This is a genomic window from Nocardioides hankookensis, from assembly GCF_042658885.1.
Lineage (GTDB): Bacteria > Actinomycetota > Actinomycetes > Propionibacteriales > Nocardioidaceae > Nocardioides > Nocardioides hankookensis.
Genome location: NZ_JBHSRJ010000008.1, coordinates 91,974 through 108,002, shown reverse-complemented (window position 1 = coordinate 108,002; position 16,029 = coordinate 91,974). Strand labels below are relative to the sequence as shown.

Genomic DNA, 16,029 nt, shown 5'->3' with positions numbered 1-16,029 from the left:
GCCGCCCGGACCGGTAGCCTGCTGCCGCCATGATGGAACGTTTCCGCGCCTTCTTCACGAAGGTCATCTCCCCGGTCGCCCACCTGCTGATCCGCCTCGGCGTCAGCCCCGACGCCGTCACCTTCGTCGGGACGCTCGGCGTCTGCGCCGGAGCCCTGGTCTTCTTCCCGCAGGGCAAGCTGCTCACCGGCGTCCTGGTGATCACCGCCTTCGTCTTCAGCGACCTGCTCGACGGCTACATGGCGCGCACCACGGGCCGGGTGAGCAAGTTCGGCGCGTTCTGGGACTCCACCCTCGACCGCGTCGGTGACGGCGCGATCTTCATCGGCCTCGCGCTCTACTTCGCCTGGGAGGACCCCAGCCGGCTCTACCTGGTGCTGAGCCTGGTCTGCCTGCTGATGGGCGGCGTCACGTCGTACGCCCGCTCGCGCGGCGAGACCCTCGGGTTCGACGTCAAGGTCGGCATCGCCGAGCGGGCCGACCGGCTCGTCCTGATCCTCGTGATGACCGGGCTGGGCGCGATCTTCGACCTGCCCGTGCTGATGTACGTCGCCCTGTGGGCACTGGCGATCGCCTCCACCGTGACCGTCGTCCAGCGGGTGTGGGTGGTCCGGAAGCAGGCCCTGGCGGAGGCGGCACTACCCTCTCCCCATGAGTGAGAGCACAGGCACGACCCGGGTCAAGCGCGGCATGGCGGAGATGCTCAAGGGCGGCGTCATCATGGACGTCGTCAACGCCGAGCAGGCCAAGATCGCCGAGGACGCCGGCGCGGTCGCCGTGATGGCGCTGGAGCGGGTCCCGGCCGACATCCGTGCCCAGGGCGGGGTCTCCCGGATGAGCGACCCGGACATGATCGACGGCATCATCGAGGCCGTCTCGATCCCGGTGATGGCGAAGGCGCGGATCGGCCACTTCGCCGAGGCGCAGGTGCTCCAGTCGCTCGGTGTCGACTACATCGACGAGTCCGAGGTGCTCACCCCGGCGGACTACGAGAACCACATCGACAAGTGGGCGTTCACCGTGCCCTTCGTGTGCGGTGCGACCAACCTGGGCGAGGCCCTGCGTCGCATCACCGAGGGTGCGGCGATGATCCGGTCCAAGGGTGAGGCCGGCACCGGCGACGTCTCGAACGCCGTCACCCACATGCGCACGATCCGCAAGCAGATCCGCCGGCTCGGTGCCCTCGAGGACGACGAGCTGTACGTCGCCGCGAAGGAGCTCCAGGCGCCGTACGACCTCGTCAAGGAGGTCGCCGCCAACGGCAAGCTCCCCGTGGTGCTCTTCACCGCCGGCGGCATCGCGACCCCGGCGGACGCCGCGATGATGATGCAGCTCGGCGCCGAGGGCGTCTTCGTCGGTTCCGGCATCTTCAAGGCGGGCAACCCCGCTCAGCGCGCCGAGGCGATCGTCAAGGCGACCACCTTCCACGACGACCCCGACATGGTCGCCAAGGTCTCGCGCGGCCTGGGCGAGGCGATGGTCGGCATCAACGTCGAGGAGATCCCGCAGCCGCACCGGCTCGCCGAGCGCGGCTGGTAGCCCAGGCTCAGCGCAGCGCCCAGGTGACGGCCCGGGCGGCGTCGCGCAGCGTGTAGGCGCCGGCGGTCGAGGCCTTCGCCGGCCCGATGCGGACCACGATCGTGCGCGACCCCGGGTCGACCATCGCGATCTGGCCGCCGAGCCCGATCGCGGAGAAGAGGTCGACCGGCGCGCCGGGCACCAGTCGGCCCTGGTGCTCGGTGACCGGCTGTCCGGCCGGGTCGACCTGGTCGGTGGCGCCGCGGAGCTCGCCGTACCGGTTCAGCCACCACAGGTAGCCGTAGGCCGCGTTGAGCTTCGTGGACGAGCGGCCGGTGGCGGCCTTCACGTAGCCGGCGGCGAGGATCCGCCTCGGCCCGACCTTCCCGCGCTCGAGGTAGAGCCGGGCGAAGCGGGCCAGGTCGAGGCAGGTGGTCTGGAGGCCGAAGAACGCGTTCGTCGACCGGCCGCTGGTGTCCGGGGTCATCCGCGTGTGCGTCATCCCGAGCGGGGTGAAGAGGCGCTCGGCGGCGAAGTCCGCGGTCGTCATGCCGGTGGCCTTCGCGATGACCCGGTCGAGGACCTGGATCGCCGCGTTGTTGTAGGCCCACGTGGTCCCGGGTGCGTACTGCTGACCCAGGCGCACGGCGTACGTCGAGCGATCGGCGGCCTGGAGCAGCTTGACGTAGTCGCTGTCCACCGACCAGAAGCGGCCGCTGTCGTTGGACAGCAGGTTGCGCACCGTGACGGCGCGCGACTCGGTGCCTCGCCAGGCGGGAACGTACGTCGACACGCGGTCGTCGAGGGCGAGCGAGCCGTCCCGGACCGCGATCCCGACCAGGGTGCTGGTGACCGACTTGGTCACCGAGAACACCTCACGTGGCTGGAGCCGCGGGGTGCCCCAGTTCCAGTCGCCGGCCAGCTTCCCCTTGCGCACGACCGCGAAGCAGGTGCTGTCCTTGCGCTTCGCGTCCCGTGCCATGGCTGCCAGGCGCTGCGGTCGGAAGCCGAGCTTCGCCGGTGCGGCGGTCGGCCACCCGTCGACGACCCTCGGCACAGACCCGGTGCTGACGGTGACGGCCGGCGAGTCGCTGCCCGCGTCAGAGCTGGCTGGACCGCTCGCGGAGCACCCGCTGAGCAGGACGGTGGTGGCCAGGGCGCCGACGATCATTCGCACGTTCCTAGAATGCACGCTCGTGACGACCATCGGAGTGCTCGCCGTGCAGGGCGACGTGCGTGAGCACGTGCGGATGCTCGACGGCCTCGGGGTCCGGGCGACCACGGTGCGCCGTACGACGGAGCTGGCGGCGTGCGACGGCCTGGTGATCCCGGGCGGTGAGTCGACGACGATGGCCAAGCTCGCCCGCACCTTCGACCTCTTCGAGCCGATCCGCCAGCGGCTCAAGGAGGGGATGCCGGCCTTCGGCACCTGCGCCGGGATGATCATGTTGGCCGACCGCATCGAGGACGGCACCGCCGACCAGGAGACGCTGGGCGGGCTCGACATCACCGTGCGGCGCAACGCCTTCGGGCGCCAGGTCGACTCGTTCGAGGGCGAGCTCGAGTTCGCCGGTCTCACCGAGCCGGTGCAGGCGATCTTCATCCGTGCGCCGTGGGTCGAGGCGGTGGGACCGGAGGTCGACGTGCTCGCACGTGTCGAGCACGGTCCGGCCGCGGGTAGGATCGTCGCGGTCCGTCAGGGTTCGCTGATGGCGACGTCGTTCCACCCGGAGGTGGGTGGCGACTCCCGGGTCCACCGGCAGTTCGTGGATCTGGTGACCGAGGTCTGAGAAGAAGAGGGACGTATGTCTGGCCACTCCAAGTGGGCGACCACCAAGCACAAGAAGGCCGCGATCGACGCCAAGCGCGGCAAGCTGTTCGCCAAGCTGATCAAGAACATCGAGATCGCGGCCAAGATGGGTGGCCCCGACCTCTCCGGCAACCCGACGCTCTACGACGCCGTGCAGAAGGCGAAGAAGCAGTCGGTGCCCAACAAGAACATCGACTCCGCGGTCAAGCGCGGCGGTGGCCTCGACGGCGGTGGCGTCGACTACGAGACGATCATGTACGAGGTCTACGGTCCCCAGGGCGTGGCCCTGCTGGTGGAGTGCCTGACCGACAACCGCAACCGCGCCGCGATGGAGGTCCGCACCGCGGTCACCCGCAACGGCGGCACCATGGCCGACCCGGGCTCCGTCTCCCGCCTCTTCACCCGCAAGGGCGTCGTCGTGGTCGAGAAGAGCCAGGAGCGCGGTGGCAAGCCGTGGGAGGTCTCCGAGGACGACATCCTCGAGGCGACGCTCGACGCCGGTGCCGAGGAGGTCAACGACCACGGCGACAGCTTCGAGATCCAGTCGGAGTCGGGTGACGTCGTCGCCGTACGCACGGCGCTGCAGGCGGCCGGCATCGACTACGAGTCGGCCGAGGTGCAGTTCGTGGCGACCATGGACATCCCGGTGAGCGAGGTCGATGTCGCGGGCAAGGTCTTCCGCCTCGTCGACGCGGTCGACGACCTGGACGACGTCCAGAACGTCTTCAGCAACGCCGACATCCCCGACGACGTGCTCGAGTCCATCGACGCGTGATCGGGGCCGCGTCAGCGGGCCCGATCGTTGGTGGTTGAGCAAGGAGCGCGGCTGAGCTTGCGAAGCCGCGACCGACGCGTCGAAACCCGGTGAGCCGAAAGTCGGCAGTGAGGGCGTGTCGCCGTCGGCCCGGGCGACCCTTGCGGTTAGCGTTGCCTCCGAACAGGTGTTCGGACGGAAGGGCTGACCGATGCGCGTGCTGGGGATCGACCCCGGGCTGACCCGTTGCGGCATGGGCGTGGTCGAGGGCTCGGTCGGTCGGCCGCTCTCCTTGGTCGACGTCAACGTGCTGCGGACGTCCTCGGACCTGCCGGTGCCGGAGCGGCTGGTGACGATCGAGAAGGGTATCGATGCCTGGCTCGACGAGTACCGGCCGGACGCGGTGGCCGTGGAGCGGGTCTTCGCACGATCTGACGTGAGCACCGTGATGGGCACCGCGCAGGCGAGCGGCATCGCGATGGTGTGCGCCGCCCGTCGTGGGCTACCGGTCGCCCTGCACACCCCGAGCGAGGTCAAGGCCGCGGTGTCGGGCAACGGCCGCGCCGACAAGACCCAGGTCGGCGCGATGGTGACCCGGATCCTGCGGCTCGACGCCATGCCGAAGCCGGCCGACGCCGCCGATGCCCTGGCGCTCGCCATCACCCACATCTGGCGCGGAGGCGCCCAGGCCCGGATCGACGCCGCGCTCGCCGGGTCTCGCCAGCCTCGACCGACGATCGGGAGGTCCCGTTGATCGCGTTCGTCCGCGGCCAGGTCGCCGCCGTCACGCTCTCCAGTGCCGTCCTCGAGGTCGGCGGCGTCGGCCTCGAGCTGATGTGCACGCCCGGCACGCTGGCCACGCTCCGTCCCGGCCACACCGCCACGCTGCCGACCAGCATGGTCGTGCGCGAGGACTCGCTGACGCTCTTCGGCTTCGGCGACGAGGACGAGAAGCAGGTCTTCGAGCTCGTGCAGACCGCGTCCGGCGTCGGCCCGAAGGTCGCCCAGGCGATCACGGCGGTCCTGGCGCCCGACGACCTGCGTCGTGCGATCGCGTCCGACGACGTGAAGACGCTGACCCGGGTGCCGGGCATCGGCCAGAAGGGCGCGCAGCGGATCATCCTCGAGCTCAAGGACCGGATCGGCGCCCCGACCGGCGGCCGACCCGCGACCGCTGCCTCGACCGAGTCGTGGCGCGAGCAGGTCCACCAGGGCCTGATGGGTCTGGGTTGGACGACCCGCGACGCCGAGAAGGCGGTCGACGCGGTCGCGCCCGAGGCCGGATCGAGCCCCGACGTCGGCGCGCTGCTGCGTGCCGCCCTGCGCACCCTGAGCAAGGCCTGATCGTGCACGAGGACGACCTGGCCGAGGCGGAGGAGACCTATCTCGCCTCGCTGACCGTGGCCGAGGCCGACGGCGACGAGCGCACCATCGAGGCGGCACTGCGCCCCCGCACCCTCGACGAGGTGGTCGGTCAGGCGCGGGTCCGCGACCAGCTCGGGCTGGTGCTCGAGGCGGCCAGGCTCCGGGGTCGCGCCCCGGACCACGTGCTGCTGTCGGGGCCTCCGGGACTCGGCAAGACCACGCTGGCGATGATCATCGCTGCCGAGATGTCGTCTCCGCTCCGCCTGACGAGCGGCCCCGCCATCACCCACGCCGGGGACCTCGCAGCGATCCTGTCCGGGATGAACGAGGGCGACGTCCTCTTCGTCGACGAGATCCACCGGATGGCGCGGCCGGCCGAGGAGATGCTCTACATGGCGATGGAGGACTTCCGGGTCGACGTCGTCATCGGCAAGGGGCCGGGCGCGACCGCGATCCCGCTCGACATCCCGCCGTTCACCCTGGTCGGCGCCACCACCCGCGCCGGGCTGCTGCCCGGGCCGCTGCGCGACCGGTTCGGCTTCACCGCCCACCTGGAGTTCTACGAGCCGCACGAGCTCGACCTGATCATCCACCGCTCGGCCGGCCTCCTCGGCGTCGAGCTGGAGGGCGAGGGCGCCGCCGAGATCGCCTCGCGCTCCCGCGGCACCCCGCGCATCGCCAACCGGCTGCTGCGCCGGGTCCGCGACTACGCGCAGGTCAAGGCCGACGGCGTGGTCACCATCGAGGTCGCCCGAGCGGCGCTCGACCTCTACGAGGTCGACGCGCTCGGCCTCGACCGGCTGGACCGGAGCGTCCTCGACGCCCTCTGCCGGCGGTTCGGCGGCGGCCCGGTCGGCATCTCGACCCTGGCCGTGGCCGTGGGGGAGGAGCGCGAGACCGTGGAGGAGGTGGCGGAGCCGTTCCTGGTCCGCAACGGCTTCCTGGCCCGTACGCCGCGCGGCCGGGTCGCGACGCCGGCCGCCTGGCAGCACCTCGGCCTCGCCGTACCGGCGGCGGCGCCGCTCACGGAGCCGGACGGAACTCTCTTCGACGGGTGATCGTCCTACTGGAGTGGTGACCCGGGTTCGTGATCCGGACCACCTCGCTGGTTACACTTGCCCGTCGGTCGGCCCGCCTGGGCTCCGGCGCCCCTGCTTTCTGCTCGAGAGGTCTTTTCGTCGTGGAGTTCTTGCCGCTCGTCGGCATCGTGCTGCTCTTCTGGCTCTTCATCATCCGGCCGCAGTCTCGACGGCAGAAGGAACTCCGGAGCATGCAGTCCTCGTTGTCCGTGGAGGACGAGGTCATGCTGACGTCGGGCGTCTACGCCACCGTGCGCGAGGTCGAGGACGACCACGTGCTGGTCGAGATCGCCGAGGGCGTCGTCATCAAGGTCGCGCGCGGCGCGGTCGGCAACAAGATCCACCAGTACGCGGACGAGGACGAGGGTGACCTCGACCCGGAGAACGACGAGCCGGGCGCCGAGGGCACCGGCCCTGAGGAGAAGAGCTGACATGGCACGCAACGCAGCAGCCCACGCGGGCCGCACGTTGGTCGTCTTCGCGATCGGGATCGCCGTGATCTTCGGCCTCGTCGCCATCGGCGGCAACTGGAAGCCGGCCCTCGGTCTCGACCTCCAGGGTGGCACCCGGATCACGCTGACCGCGAACGGTGACCCGAGCCAGGAGAACCTGGACGAGGCAGCCTCGATCATCGACAGCCGGGTCAACGCCACGGGCTTCAGCGAGGCGGAGGTGACGACCCAGGGCAGCAAGTACATCGTGGTGGAGGTCCCTGGCGACACCGACAACTCGCTCATCGACACCGTGAACCGGCAGGCACAGCTTCGCTTCCGCACCGTCGCGTGCAGCACCCTCGCGCCCGGACCGTGTGCCTCGGCGGCCACGCCGACCGACCCGAGCGCGGACCCGAGCGCGAGCTCCGAGCCCGGTGTCGGCGTGACACTGCCGGCCTCGCCGTCCGCGACCCCGAAGGCCTCGAGCACGGCCAAGCCGAAGGGCAAGGGCACGGCGAAGCCGAAGAACCGCCCGGCGTTCACGGCCGACGACAAGACCAAGAAGAACCAGCAGAAGCAGAAGGCGAGCGCTCCGTCGACGTCGGCGAGCCCGTCCGACGCCGCGTCGCCCAGCGCGTCGCCCAGCGGGTCGTCGAGCGCCTCGCCGAGCGGTACGCCGACCTCCACCCCCACCGAGTCCCAGGACACCGTGGGTGCGAGCGCCAAGGACGCCCTCACATTCATCACCGCGCCGCCGCAGGAGGCGATCGACGCCTTCGCGGCGTACACCTGCCCGACCAAGACCCTGCCGGAGGACGACCCGTCCACCTGGCTGGTCACCTGCGGCACCGACGACGACGCGTCGACGAAGTACCTCCTCTCGCCCGCGGCGATCGAGGGCACCGATCTCAAGTCCGCGTCGGCAGGCATCCCGCAGGGCAGCGTGGCCTATGAGGTGGACCTGACCCTGGGAGGAGACGGCAAGGACGTCTTCGCGGATCTCTCCGAGGCGATGGCCGGCACCGAGCAGCAGTTCGCCGTGGTGCTCGACGGCCAGGTCATCTCGGCCCCGCAGTTCGACAGCCGGATCCCCGACGGCAGTGCGCGCATCTCGGGCAACTTCAACAAGACCTCGGCCGAGAGCCTGGCGACCAGCCTCAAGTTCGGCGCCCTGCCGATCTCCTTCGACAAGGACGGCACGCAGGTCGAGCAGATCGGACCGTCGCTCGCCGGCGACCAGCTCCAGGCCGGTCTGACCGCTGGTCTCCTGGGACTGATCCTGGTGATGGGCTACTGCCTCGTCTACTACCGCGGCCTCGGCCTGGTCGTGCTGGCCTCGCTGCTGACCGCCGCGGCCATCACCTACGGGATGGTGCTGCTGCTCGGCCACACGGCCGGCTTCACGCTGACCCTGCCCGGCATCGCCGGTCTGATCATCGGCGTCGGTGTCACCGCCGACTCCTTCATCATCTTCTTCGAGCGCATCCGCGACGAGATGCGCGAGGGCAGGTCGATGCGGGTCGCGGTCGAGACCGGCTGGGTGCGCGCGAAGAAGACCCGGCTCGCGGCCAACGTGGTGTCGCTGCTCTCGGCAGCGGTGCTCTACCTGTTCGCGACCGGCGTCGTGAAGGGCTTCGGTTTCGCCCTCGGCCTCTCGACGCTGATCGACCTGGCGATCCTCTTCTGGTTCACCAAGCCGATGGTGACGTTCCTGGCACGCTTCAAGTTCTTCAACGGTGGCGGCGAGCTGTCGGGCCTGAGCGCGAACACGCTCGGCGTCGACCGGGTCACCACCTCGGGAGGTAAGGCCTGATGGGCAAGTTCTCACGGCTCGGCAACGACCTCTACCAGGGTCGGAAGTCCTACGACTTCATCGGCCGCCGCGCCCTCTGGTACGCCATCTCCGGCACCCTGGTCGGGCTGGCGATCCTGGTCATCCTGATCAAGGGCCTGAACTTCGGGATCGAGTTCACCGGCGGTACCGAGTACACCATCTCGGACCTGTCCTCGGACGTCGCGACCCAGGCGACCGCCGACGAGCTGGCCTCGCAGGTCGGCGACTCAGCGGCCGGCGGCGTCTCGTCTCCGACGGTCACCACGGCCGGCGACGACGGCCTGATCCTCCAGATGGAGAACGTCAGTGCCGCAGAGGACGTCGAGGTGCGCGCGATCATCAAGGACGTCACCGGCGCCAGCGGCGACGACGTCTCGAAGACCGAGGTCGGCGCCAGCTGGGGTCAGGAGGTCGCCAAGCGCGCGCTCATCGGCGTCGGCATCTTCCTGACTCTCGTCGTGCTCTTCATCTGGGGCTACTTCCGCGAGTGGAAGATGTCGGTCGCAGCGCTGATCGCGCTGTTCCACGACATCGCGCTCACGATCGGCGTCTACTCGCTGTCCGGCTTCCCCGTGACACCGGCGGCCGTGACCGGCCTGCTCGCGATCCTCGGCTTCTCGATGTACGACACCGTCGTCGTCTTCGACAAGATCCGGGAGAACACCCACGACCTGCGCTCGAGCCGCCAGAGCTACGCACAGGCGGCCAACCTGGCCGTCAACCAGACCCTGGTGCGCTCGATCAACACCTCGATCGTGGCCCTCATCCCGATCGGCGCGATCCTCTACGTGAGCGCCGTCCAGCTCGGCGCCAGCTCGCTGAAGGACCTCGCGCTCGCGCAGTTCGTCGGCATGGCGGCCGGTGTCTTCTCGTCGGTCTTCATCGCTCCGCGCGTGCTGGTGCAGATGAAGTCCACGGAGTCGGAGGTCAAGCTCGCCGACAAGCGCGCCAAGGCCCGCGAGCGTCGTGACGCGGACCGCTACGCCACCGTGCCCTCCTTCACCGAGGACATGCCGGTGGCCGACGAGCCCGGCGTGCTCGACGAGGCCGAGGGTGACCTCGAGGAGGGTGCACCGGTCTCACGTGCGGTCGCGCCGCCCCGCGCGCCGGAGGCGGCCGGTCGCGGCCGGATCGCTCCCGAGCCGCGCCGCCCGGTCGGGGAGAGCCGTGCGTCCGGTCGGCAGCAGCCGTCGCGGCAGCCGAAGTCCAAGCGCGGCAAGAAGTGACCGTCCGCGATCAGCCCGGGCCGGGGCTGGACGCCGCCCTCGCGCTGATCGCGGACGTCCCCGACTTCCCCGAGCCTGGGATCCTCTTCAAGGACATCACCCCACTGCTGGGCGACCACGTCGCGCTCACCGCGGTGATCGACGCGCTGGCCGCCGCGGGTCGCGACGCCGAGGGCCGGCCGGTGGTCGACAAGGTCCTGGGCATGGAGTCGCGCGGCTTCATCCTCGGCGCCCCGGTGGCACTGGCGCTGGGCGTCGGGTTCGTCCCGGTCCGCAAGGCCGGCAAGCTCCCGCGCGCGACGTACGCCGTCTCCTACTCGTTGGAGTACGCCGAGGCCACCCTCGAGATCCACCAGGACGCGCTGGCGCCGGGCGACCGGGTGCTGCTCGTCGACGACGTGCTGGCCACCGGTGGGACCGCCAAGGCCACCATGGAGCTGGTCGCCGAGTGCGGGGCGACGGTCCACGGCATCGCGATGCTGATGGAGCTCAGCTTCCTGCCCGGGCGCGACTCCCTGGGCGACGCCGACCTGACAACTCTGCTGACGGTCTAGCCCCACGGCCTAGACTGCAGAAGTGACCGAGGAGAGCACCGCCGCACCTGCCCCGGCAGGCCCGCGCCGTGCCTCCGAGCCCGGTCCCTCGACGCGCAGCATGCGTGCCCGGCTGGCCCGGATGGGCACCCGCGGCACCTCCGCCAACCCGGTGCTGGAGCCGCTCTTCCGCTCGGTGCGGGCCAACCACCCGAAGGCCGACCTGGCGCTGCTGGAGCGCGCCTACCTGACGGCCGAGAAGATGCACGGCACGCAGACCCGCAAGTCCGGCGACCCGTACATCACGCACCCGCTCGCCGTGACGACGATCCTCGCCGACATCGGCATGACCGAGCCGACCCTGGCTGCGGCGCTGCTCCACGACACGGTCGAGGACACGCCGTACACGCTGGAGCAGGTGCGCCAGGACTTCGGTGACGAGGTCGCCCTGCTCGTCGACGGCGTGACCAAGCTCGACAAGGTCAAGTACGGCGACTCCGCGCAGGCCGAGACGATCCGCAAGATGATCGTCGCGATGTCGCGCGACATCCGGGTCCTCGTCATCAAGCTGGCCGACCGCCTGCACAACATGCGCACCCTGCGCTACGTCCGGCAGGAGACCCAGGAGCGGGTCGCCCGCGAGACCCTCGACATCTACGCGCCGCTGGCCCACCGGCTCGGCATGAACACCATCAAGTGGGAGCTCGAGGACCTGGCGTTCGCGACCCTGCACCCGAAGATCTACGACGAGATCGTGCGGATGGTCGCCGAGCGCGCACCGTCGCGCGACCAGTTCCTGGCCGAGGTGATCAACCAGGTCGACGCCGACCTGCGCGAGGCCAAGGTCAAGTGCACGGTCACCGGGCGACCCAAGCACTACTACTCGATCTACCAGAAGATGATCGTCGGCGGCCGGGAGTTCTCCGACATCTACGACCTGGTCGGGATCCGGGTCCTGGTCGAGAACGACCGCGACTGCTACACCGTTCTCGGCATCCTGCACGCGCGGTGGAACCCGGTGCTCGGCCGGTTCAAGGACTACGTCGCGATGCCCAAGTTCAACATGTACCAGTCGCTCCACACCACCGTCATCGGGCCGCAGGGCAAGCCGGTCGAGCTGCAGATCCGCACCTACGCCCAGCACCGCCGGGCCGAGTACGGCGTCGCGGCGCACTGGAAGTACAAGGAGGACGGTCGCAACGGCGTCGACACCGACCGCCCCGGCGACGTCGATGACATGACCTGGGTGCGCCAGCTGCTCGACTGGCAGAACGAGGTCGAGGACCCGGGCGAGTTCCTGGAGTCCCTGCGCTTCGAGATCAACCGCGCCGAGGTCTACGTCTTCACGCCGCGCGGAGACGTGATCGCGCTGCCCACCGGCGCGACGCCCGTCGACTTCGCGTACGCCGTGCACACCGAGGTCGGTCACCACACCATCGGTGCCCGCGTCAACGGGCGACTGGTGCCGCTCGAGTCGGGGCTCGAGAACGGCGACGTCGTCGAGGTCTTCACCTCGAAGTCGCCCACGGCCGGTCCGTCGCGCGACTGGCTCGGCTTCGTGAAGTCGCCCCGTGCGCGCTCCAAGATCCGTCAGTGGTTCACCAAGGAGCGGCGTGAGGAGGCGATCGACCAGGGCAAGGAGCAGATCGCCAAGCTGATGCGCAAGGAGGGGCTGCCGCTCAAGCGGCTGATGTCCCACGAGTCGCTGATGCTCGCCGCCGTCCACTTCAAGCTGGCCGACGTCTCGGCCCTGTACGCCGCCGTCGGCGAGGGCAACCTGAGCGCGCAGGCCGTTGTACGCCGGGTGATCGACGTCCACGGCGGCGACGACGGGGCGGCCGAGGACCTCGCCGAGGGTGTGACGATCACCGGCCGCCGGGGTCGCGCGAAGGCGCAGCCGGGCGGTGACTCCGGGGTCATCGTCAAGGGCGCGCCGGACGTGTGGGTCAAGCTCGCAAAGTGCTGCACGCCGGTGCCGCCCGACCCGATCCTCGGATTCGTCACCAAGGGCGGGGGAGTGTCGGTGCACCGCCAGAGCTGCACCAACGCAGCCAGCCTCCAGTCGCAGCCCGAGCGGCTGCTCGACGTCGAGTGGGCGCCGACCGGGCAGTCGAGCTTCCTGGTCAACATCCAGGTCGAGGCGCTCGACCGGGCGCGGCTGCTCTCCGACATCACCATGGCGCTCTCGGACGCCCACGTCGACATCCTGAGCGCCAACCTGTCGACCTCGCGCGACCGGGTCGCCAAGAGCCGGTTCACGTTCGAGATGGCCGAGGCCAAGCACCTCGACACCGTCCTCAAGGCGGTCCGCTCCGTGCCCGGCGTCTTCGACGCCTACCGCGTCACGCAGTAGTCCCGGGCTCACCGGCAACCGCGGGGAGACTGGTCTGGACCTGGTGCCGTTCCCCGGACTGGTCGCAGGTCGCGCCCTAGGTTGCTGGCCATGTCACAGTTCCGCCCCTCTCCGAAGGCCGTGCTCGTTGCCGGCGCCCTCGCCCTGATGCTCGTGGTCGCTGCGACCTCGGGCGCGGTGGCCGGCAAGCTGGTGACGTCCAAGGACATCAAGGACGGCACCATCACGTCCAAGGACGTCAAGAAGCGCGGCATCAACGGCACCAGCCTGGCGGCGGGCTCGGTCAGCTGGGGGGTCCAGCTCGACGCGGCCACCCGCCAGACGATCACCGACCTGGCGTCCGCAGGCCCACAGGGTCCCCAGGGTGCGCAGGGATCCCCAGGTGCCCAGGGCGAGCAGGGTCTGCCCGGTGCCCAGGGCTCTCCCGGCGTCGCCGGTCCGTCGGGCGCGCCCGGCGTTGACGGCGCCGACGGCGACGGCTCCGTCGTCGACTGGGACTTCTTCGGCGCGACCGGGTGGAACGCCGTGGACATCAACGACGACAGCACGATCGACGACATGGACGTGACGGAGCTGCGCGGGCTGCACGACGACGAGCTGACGGTGCCGGCGGCCGGCAACTACCTGGTCACGGTCCAGGGCATGTTCGTGAACGACTCGATCCCGTTCCCGCTCCTGTACGCCGGGAACCCGTTCGCCCCGGACGGGTCGGCGGACCTGCACACCTACACCGGCGACTGCGCGATCTCGTTCACCGCCCTGATCACGGGCCTGCTCTCGTGCAGCTCGTCGGCGGTGGTCTTCATGGACGACGCCGGTCCGATCCCGATCTACCTGCCGGGCGACGGCGGCGAGTGCCTGCGAGAGGACGCGGACGACTGCGGCTTCGCGCCGGCGGTCGCGTCCGTGACGGTCACGAGCCTGGGCGGCGACGTCCCGGACACCTCTGGACTCCCGGAGCTGCCGGAGCCCTCGGGCTGCGCGTGCCCGACGCTGACGGACTCCCTGCGGGCGATCACGCCCCACCAGCGCAAGGAGCTGCGCAAGTTCGTCGACCGGTGACCTGAGCGGCCGGCTCAGCGGATCCCGACTACGAGGAGTAGTCGGCGCTGGCTCGCTTGGCCATCTCGAGGAAGGACTGACGGGACTCGAGGTTCTCCTCGAGCTCCTTCACCTTCTTCTCGTTCCCAGCAGCCTTGGCCTTCTCGAGGTCGGCCTCGACCTGGGCGATGGCGGCCTCGAGCTTGCTGACCATGTCGTCGGCGCGCGCCGACTTCTCGGGGTCGGAGCGACGCCACTGCTCGTCCTCGACGCCACGGATCTCGGACTCGACCTTGCGGATCCGCGCCTCGAGGTCCTTCATCCGGTCGCGCGGGACCTTGCCGGCGGCGTCCCAGCGGTCGGCGATGTCGCGGAAGGCCCGCTTGGCGGCGTCGAGGTCGGTCACCGGGAGCAGCTTCTCGGCCTCGACGAGGAGCCCCTCCTTGACCTCGGCGTTCGCGGCGAACTCGACGTCCTGCTCGGCGGCGGCCGCGTCGCGGGCGCCGAAGAAGGTGTCCTGCGCGCCGCGGAAGCGCTTCCAGAGCGCCTCGTCGACGTCGCGCGGTGCGGGCCCGGCGGCCTTCCACTCGCGCATCAGGTCGCGGTAGCGGCCCGCCGTGCCGCCCCAGTCCGTCGAGGTGGCGAGGCCCTCGGCCTCGGTCGCGAGCCGCTCCTTGATCGCGCGGGCGGCGTCGCGCTTCTCGTGCTGCTCGGAGAAGTGCGCCTTGCGGCGCCGGGTGTACGCCGTGCGCGCAGTCGAGAACCGCCGCCAGAGCGCGTCGTCGGACGAGCGGTCGATGCGGGGGAGCGCCTTCCACTCGTCGAGCAGGTCGCGCATCCGGTTGGCGCCGTTGCGCCAGTCGGAGCCCTCGGCGAGGGTCTCGGCCTCCGCGACGATCCGCTCCTTGCCCGTGCGGGCCTCGGCGGCTCGCTGGGCACGCTCGACCTTGCGCGCCTCGCGCTGCTGCTCCAGCACCGGCTCCAGCGCGTCGAGCCGCGCGGTCAGCGACGCCAGGTCCCCGACGGCGTTCGCCGAGGTCACCTGCTCCCGCACGGTCCGCACCGACGCCGTCGCCTCCTCGGGCGACATCACCCCGCTGGCGACCCGCTTCTCGAGCAGCTCGACCTCGAACGCGAGCGCGGCGAACCGCTCGGTGAAGAAGGCCAGGGCCTCCTCGGGTGATCCTTCGGGGTACTGGCCCACGGACCGTTCTCCCTCGGCGGTCTTGACGTAGACGGTGCCGTCGTCGTCGACGCGGCCCCAATCGTGGCTGGTCACTGCTGCACTCCGCTCGCTAGCGCGCTCGCTGCTGGTCGTCGACGCCCATGCTAGTCAGTGCGGGCGACCGCCCACCCGCAGCCCAGATCCCGATGCGACGCCGGGTGCGCCGGCTCGATAGTGTGCCGGAGTGTTGATCGCCGGCTTCCCCGCGGGTCCGTGGGGCACCAACTGCTACGTCGCCGCCACCGGACCCGGCACCGAGTGCGTCGTCATCGACCCCGGCAAGGACGCCGCCGAGGGCGTCGCCGACGTGGTCCGCGAGCACCGGCTCAAGCCGGTCGCCGTGCTGGTGACGCACGGCCACGTCGATCACATGTGGTGCGTCGCGCCGGTCGCAGGCACGTACGACGCCACCGCGTGGATCCACCCGGCCGACCGGCACCTGCTCGCCGACCCGATGGCCGGCATGTCGCGCGAGACCACGCAGATGCTGCTCGGGGGCAACTACCAGTTCGCCGAGCCGGACGACGTCCGCGAGCTCACCGACCTCCAGGAGCTCGAGCTCGCCGGACTGCGCTTCGTGGTCGACCACACCCCGGGCCACACCGAGGGATCGGTGACCTTCCGCTCGCCGTACCCGACCGACGACATCTCCGAGGTGATGTTCTCCGGCGACCTGCTCTTCGCGGGCTCGATCGGACGCACCGACCTGCCCGGCGGCGACCATCCGACGATGCTGCAGAGCCTCAAGAGCAAGGTGCTTCCCCTCGCCGACGACATCGTCGTGCTCCCCGGGCACGGCGAGCAGACCTCGATCGGCCGGGAGCGCGTGACGAACCCATATCTCCAGGACCTCTGAC

At 70.4% G+C, this 16,029-nt stretch carries 16 protein-coding genes; 14 read left to right on the top strand and 2 right to left on the bottom strand.

Features of this window, described 5'->3' with window-relative positions:
• The first annotated feature begins 29 nt into the window (after positions 1 to 29).
• On the top strand, positions 30 to 659 hold the full coding sequence (gene pgsA / locus ACFPYL_RS17955) for a phosphatidylinositol phosphate synthase (protein ID WP_379157347.1): 630 nt from the start codon (positions 30 to 32) through the stop codon (positions 657 to 659).
• Positions 652 to 1,539: a pyridoxal 5'-phosphate synthase lyase subunit PdxS gene (gene pdxS, locus ACFPYL_RS17950; RefSeq protein ID WP_379157344.1), complete on the top strand. Its 888-nt coding sequence runs from the start codon at positions 652 to 654 to the stop codon at positions 1,537 to 1,539. The genes pgsA and pdxS overlap by 8 nt, the downstream gene beginning before the upstream one ends.
• A gap of 7 nt (positions 1,540 to 1,546) precedes the next feature.
• Here pdxS and ACFPYL_RS17945 read toward each other — a convergent pair whose 3' ends face one another.
• Positions 1,547 to 2,689, bottom strand: coding sequence for a serine hydrolase domain-containing protein (locus ACFPYL_RS17945; RefSeq protein WP_379158143.1), 1,143 nt, complete (start codon positions 2,687 to 2,689; stop codon positions 1,547 to 1,549).
• A 25-nt stretch (positions 2,690 to 2,714) separates the two neighbouring features.
• On the opposite strand from ACFPYL_RS17945, the gene pdxT reads away from it, so the two are divergent.
• The 11 genes from pdxT (at position 2,715) to ACFPYL_RS17890 (ending at position 13,968) form a co-directional block, all read left to right on the top strand.
• A complete protein-coding gene (gene pdxT, locus ACFPYL_RS17940; RefSeq protein ID WP_379157341.1) occupies positions 2,715 to 3,308 on the top strand; it encodes a pyridoxal 5'-phosphate synthase glutaminase subunit PdxT in 594 nt (197 codons plus the stop codon).
• Positions 3,309 to 3,323: 15 nt separating this feature from the next.
• Positions 3,324 to 4,103, top strand: a complete 780-nt coding sequence (locus ACFPYL_RS17935; RefSeq protein ID WP_379157338.1) for a YebC/PmpR family DNA-binding transcriptional regulator — start codon at positions 3,324 to 3,326, stop codon at positions 4,101 to 4,103.
• A gap of 199 nt (positions 4,104 to 4,302) precedes the next feature.
• Complete coding sequence (gene ruvC / locus ACFPYL_RS17930) at positions 4,303 to 4,836, top strand: crossover junction endodeoxyribonuclease RuvC (protein ID WP_379158140.1); 534 nt, start codon at positions 4,303 to 4,305, stop codon at positions 4,834 to 4,836.
• Entirely contained in the window at positions 4,833 to 5,426 is a 594-nt protein-coding gene (gene ruvA, locus ACFPYL_RS17925; RefSeq protein WP_379157335.1) for a Holliday junction branch migration protein RuvA, read from the top strand. Before ruvC ends, ruvA begins: the two co-directional genes overlap by 4 nt.
• Entirely contained in the window at positions 5,423 to 6,505 is a 1,083-nt protein-coding gene (gene ruvB / locus ACFPYL_RS17920; protein ID WP_379158137.1) for a Holliday junction branch migration DNA helicase RuvB, read from the top strand. Before ruvA ends, ruvB begins: the two co-directional genes overlap by 4 nt.
• 122 nt (positions 6,506 to 6,627) lie before the next feature.
• On the top strand, positions 6,628 to 6,957 hold the full coding sequence (gene yajC, locus ACFPYL_RS17915) for a preprotein translocase subunit YajC (protein WP_379157332.1): 330 nt from the start codon (positions 6,628 to 6,630) through the stop codon (positions 6,955 to 6,957).
• A 1-nt stretch (position 6,958) separates the two neighbouring features.
• On the top strand, positions 6,959 to 8,773 hold the full coding sequence (gene secD / locus ACFPYL_RS17910; RefSeq protein WP_379157330.1) for a protein translocase subunit SecD: 1,815 nt from the start codon (positions 6,959 to 6,961) through the stop codon (positions 8,771 to 8,773).
• Positions 8,773 to 10,020: a protein translocase subunit SecF gene (gene secF, locus ACFPYL_RS17905; RefSeq protein ID WP_379157327.1), complete on the top strand. Its 1,248-nt coding sequence runs from the start codon at positions 8,773 to 8,775 to the stop codon at positions 10,018 to 10,020. Before secD ends, secF begins: the two co-directional genes overlap by 1 nt.
• Positions 10,017 to 10,574, top strand: a complete 558-nt coding sequence (locus ACFPYL_RS17900; RefSeq protein WP_379157324.1) for an adenine phosphoribosyltransferase — start codon at positions 10,017 to 10,019, stop codon at positions 10,572 to 10,574. The genes secF and ACFPYL_RS17900 overlap by 4 nt, the downstream gene beginning before the upstream one ends.
• Positions 10,575 to 10,596: 22 nt before the next feature.
• Complete coding sequence (locus ACFPYL_RS17895) at positions 10,597 to 12,906, top strand: RelA/SpoT family protein (RefSeq protein WP_379157321.1); 2,310 nt, start codon at positions 10,597 to 10,599, stop codon at positions 12,904 to 12,906.
• A 90-nt stretch (positions 12,907 to 12,996) separates the two neighbouring features.
• A complete protein-coding gene (locus tag ACFPYL_RS17890) occupies positions 12,997 to 13,968 on the top strand; it encodes a collagen-like triple helix repeat-containing protein (RefSeq protein ID WP_379157318.1) in 972 nt (323 codons plus the stop codon).
• A gap of 28 nt (positions 13,969 to 13,996) precedes the next feature.
• Here ACFPYL_RS17890 and ACFPYL_RS17885 read toward each other — a convergent pair whose 3' ends face one another.
• A complete protein-coding gene (locus ACFPYL_RS17885) occupies positions 13,997 to 15,226 on the bottom strand; it encodes a DUF349 domain-containing protein (protein WP_379157315.1) in 1,230 nt (409 codons plus the stop codon).
• A 130-nt stretch (positions 15,227 to 15,356) separates the two neighbouring features.
• Between ACFPYL_RS17885 and ACFPYL_RS17880 the strand changes: the two genes are divergently transcribed.
• On the top strand, positions 15,357 to 16,028 hold the full coding sequence (locus tag ACFPYL_RS17880; protein WP_379157312.1) for an MBL fold metallo-hydrolase: 672 nt from the start codon (positions 15,357 to 15,359) through the stop codon (positions 16,026 to 16,028).
• Position 16,029 lies beyond the last annotated feature (1 nt).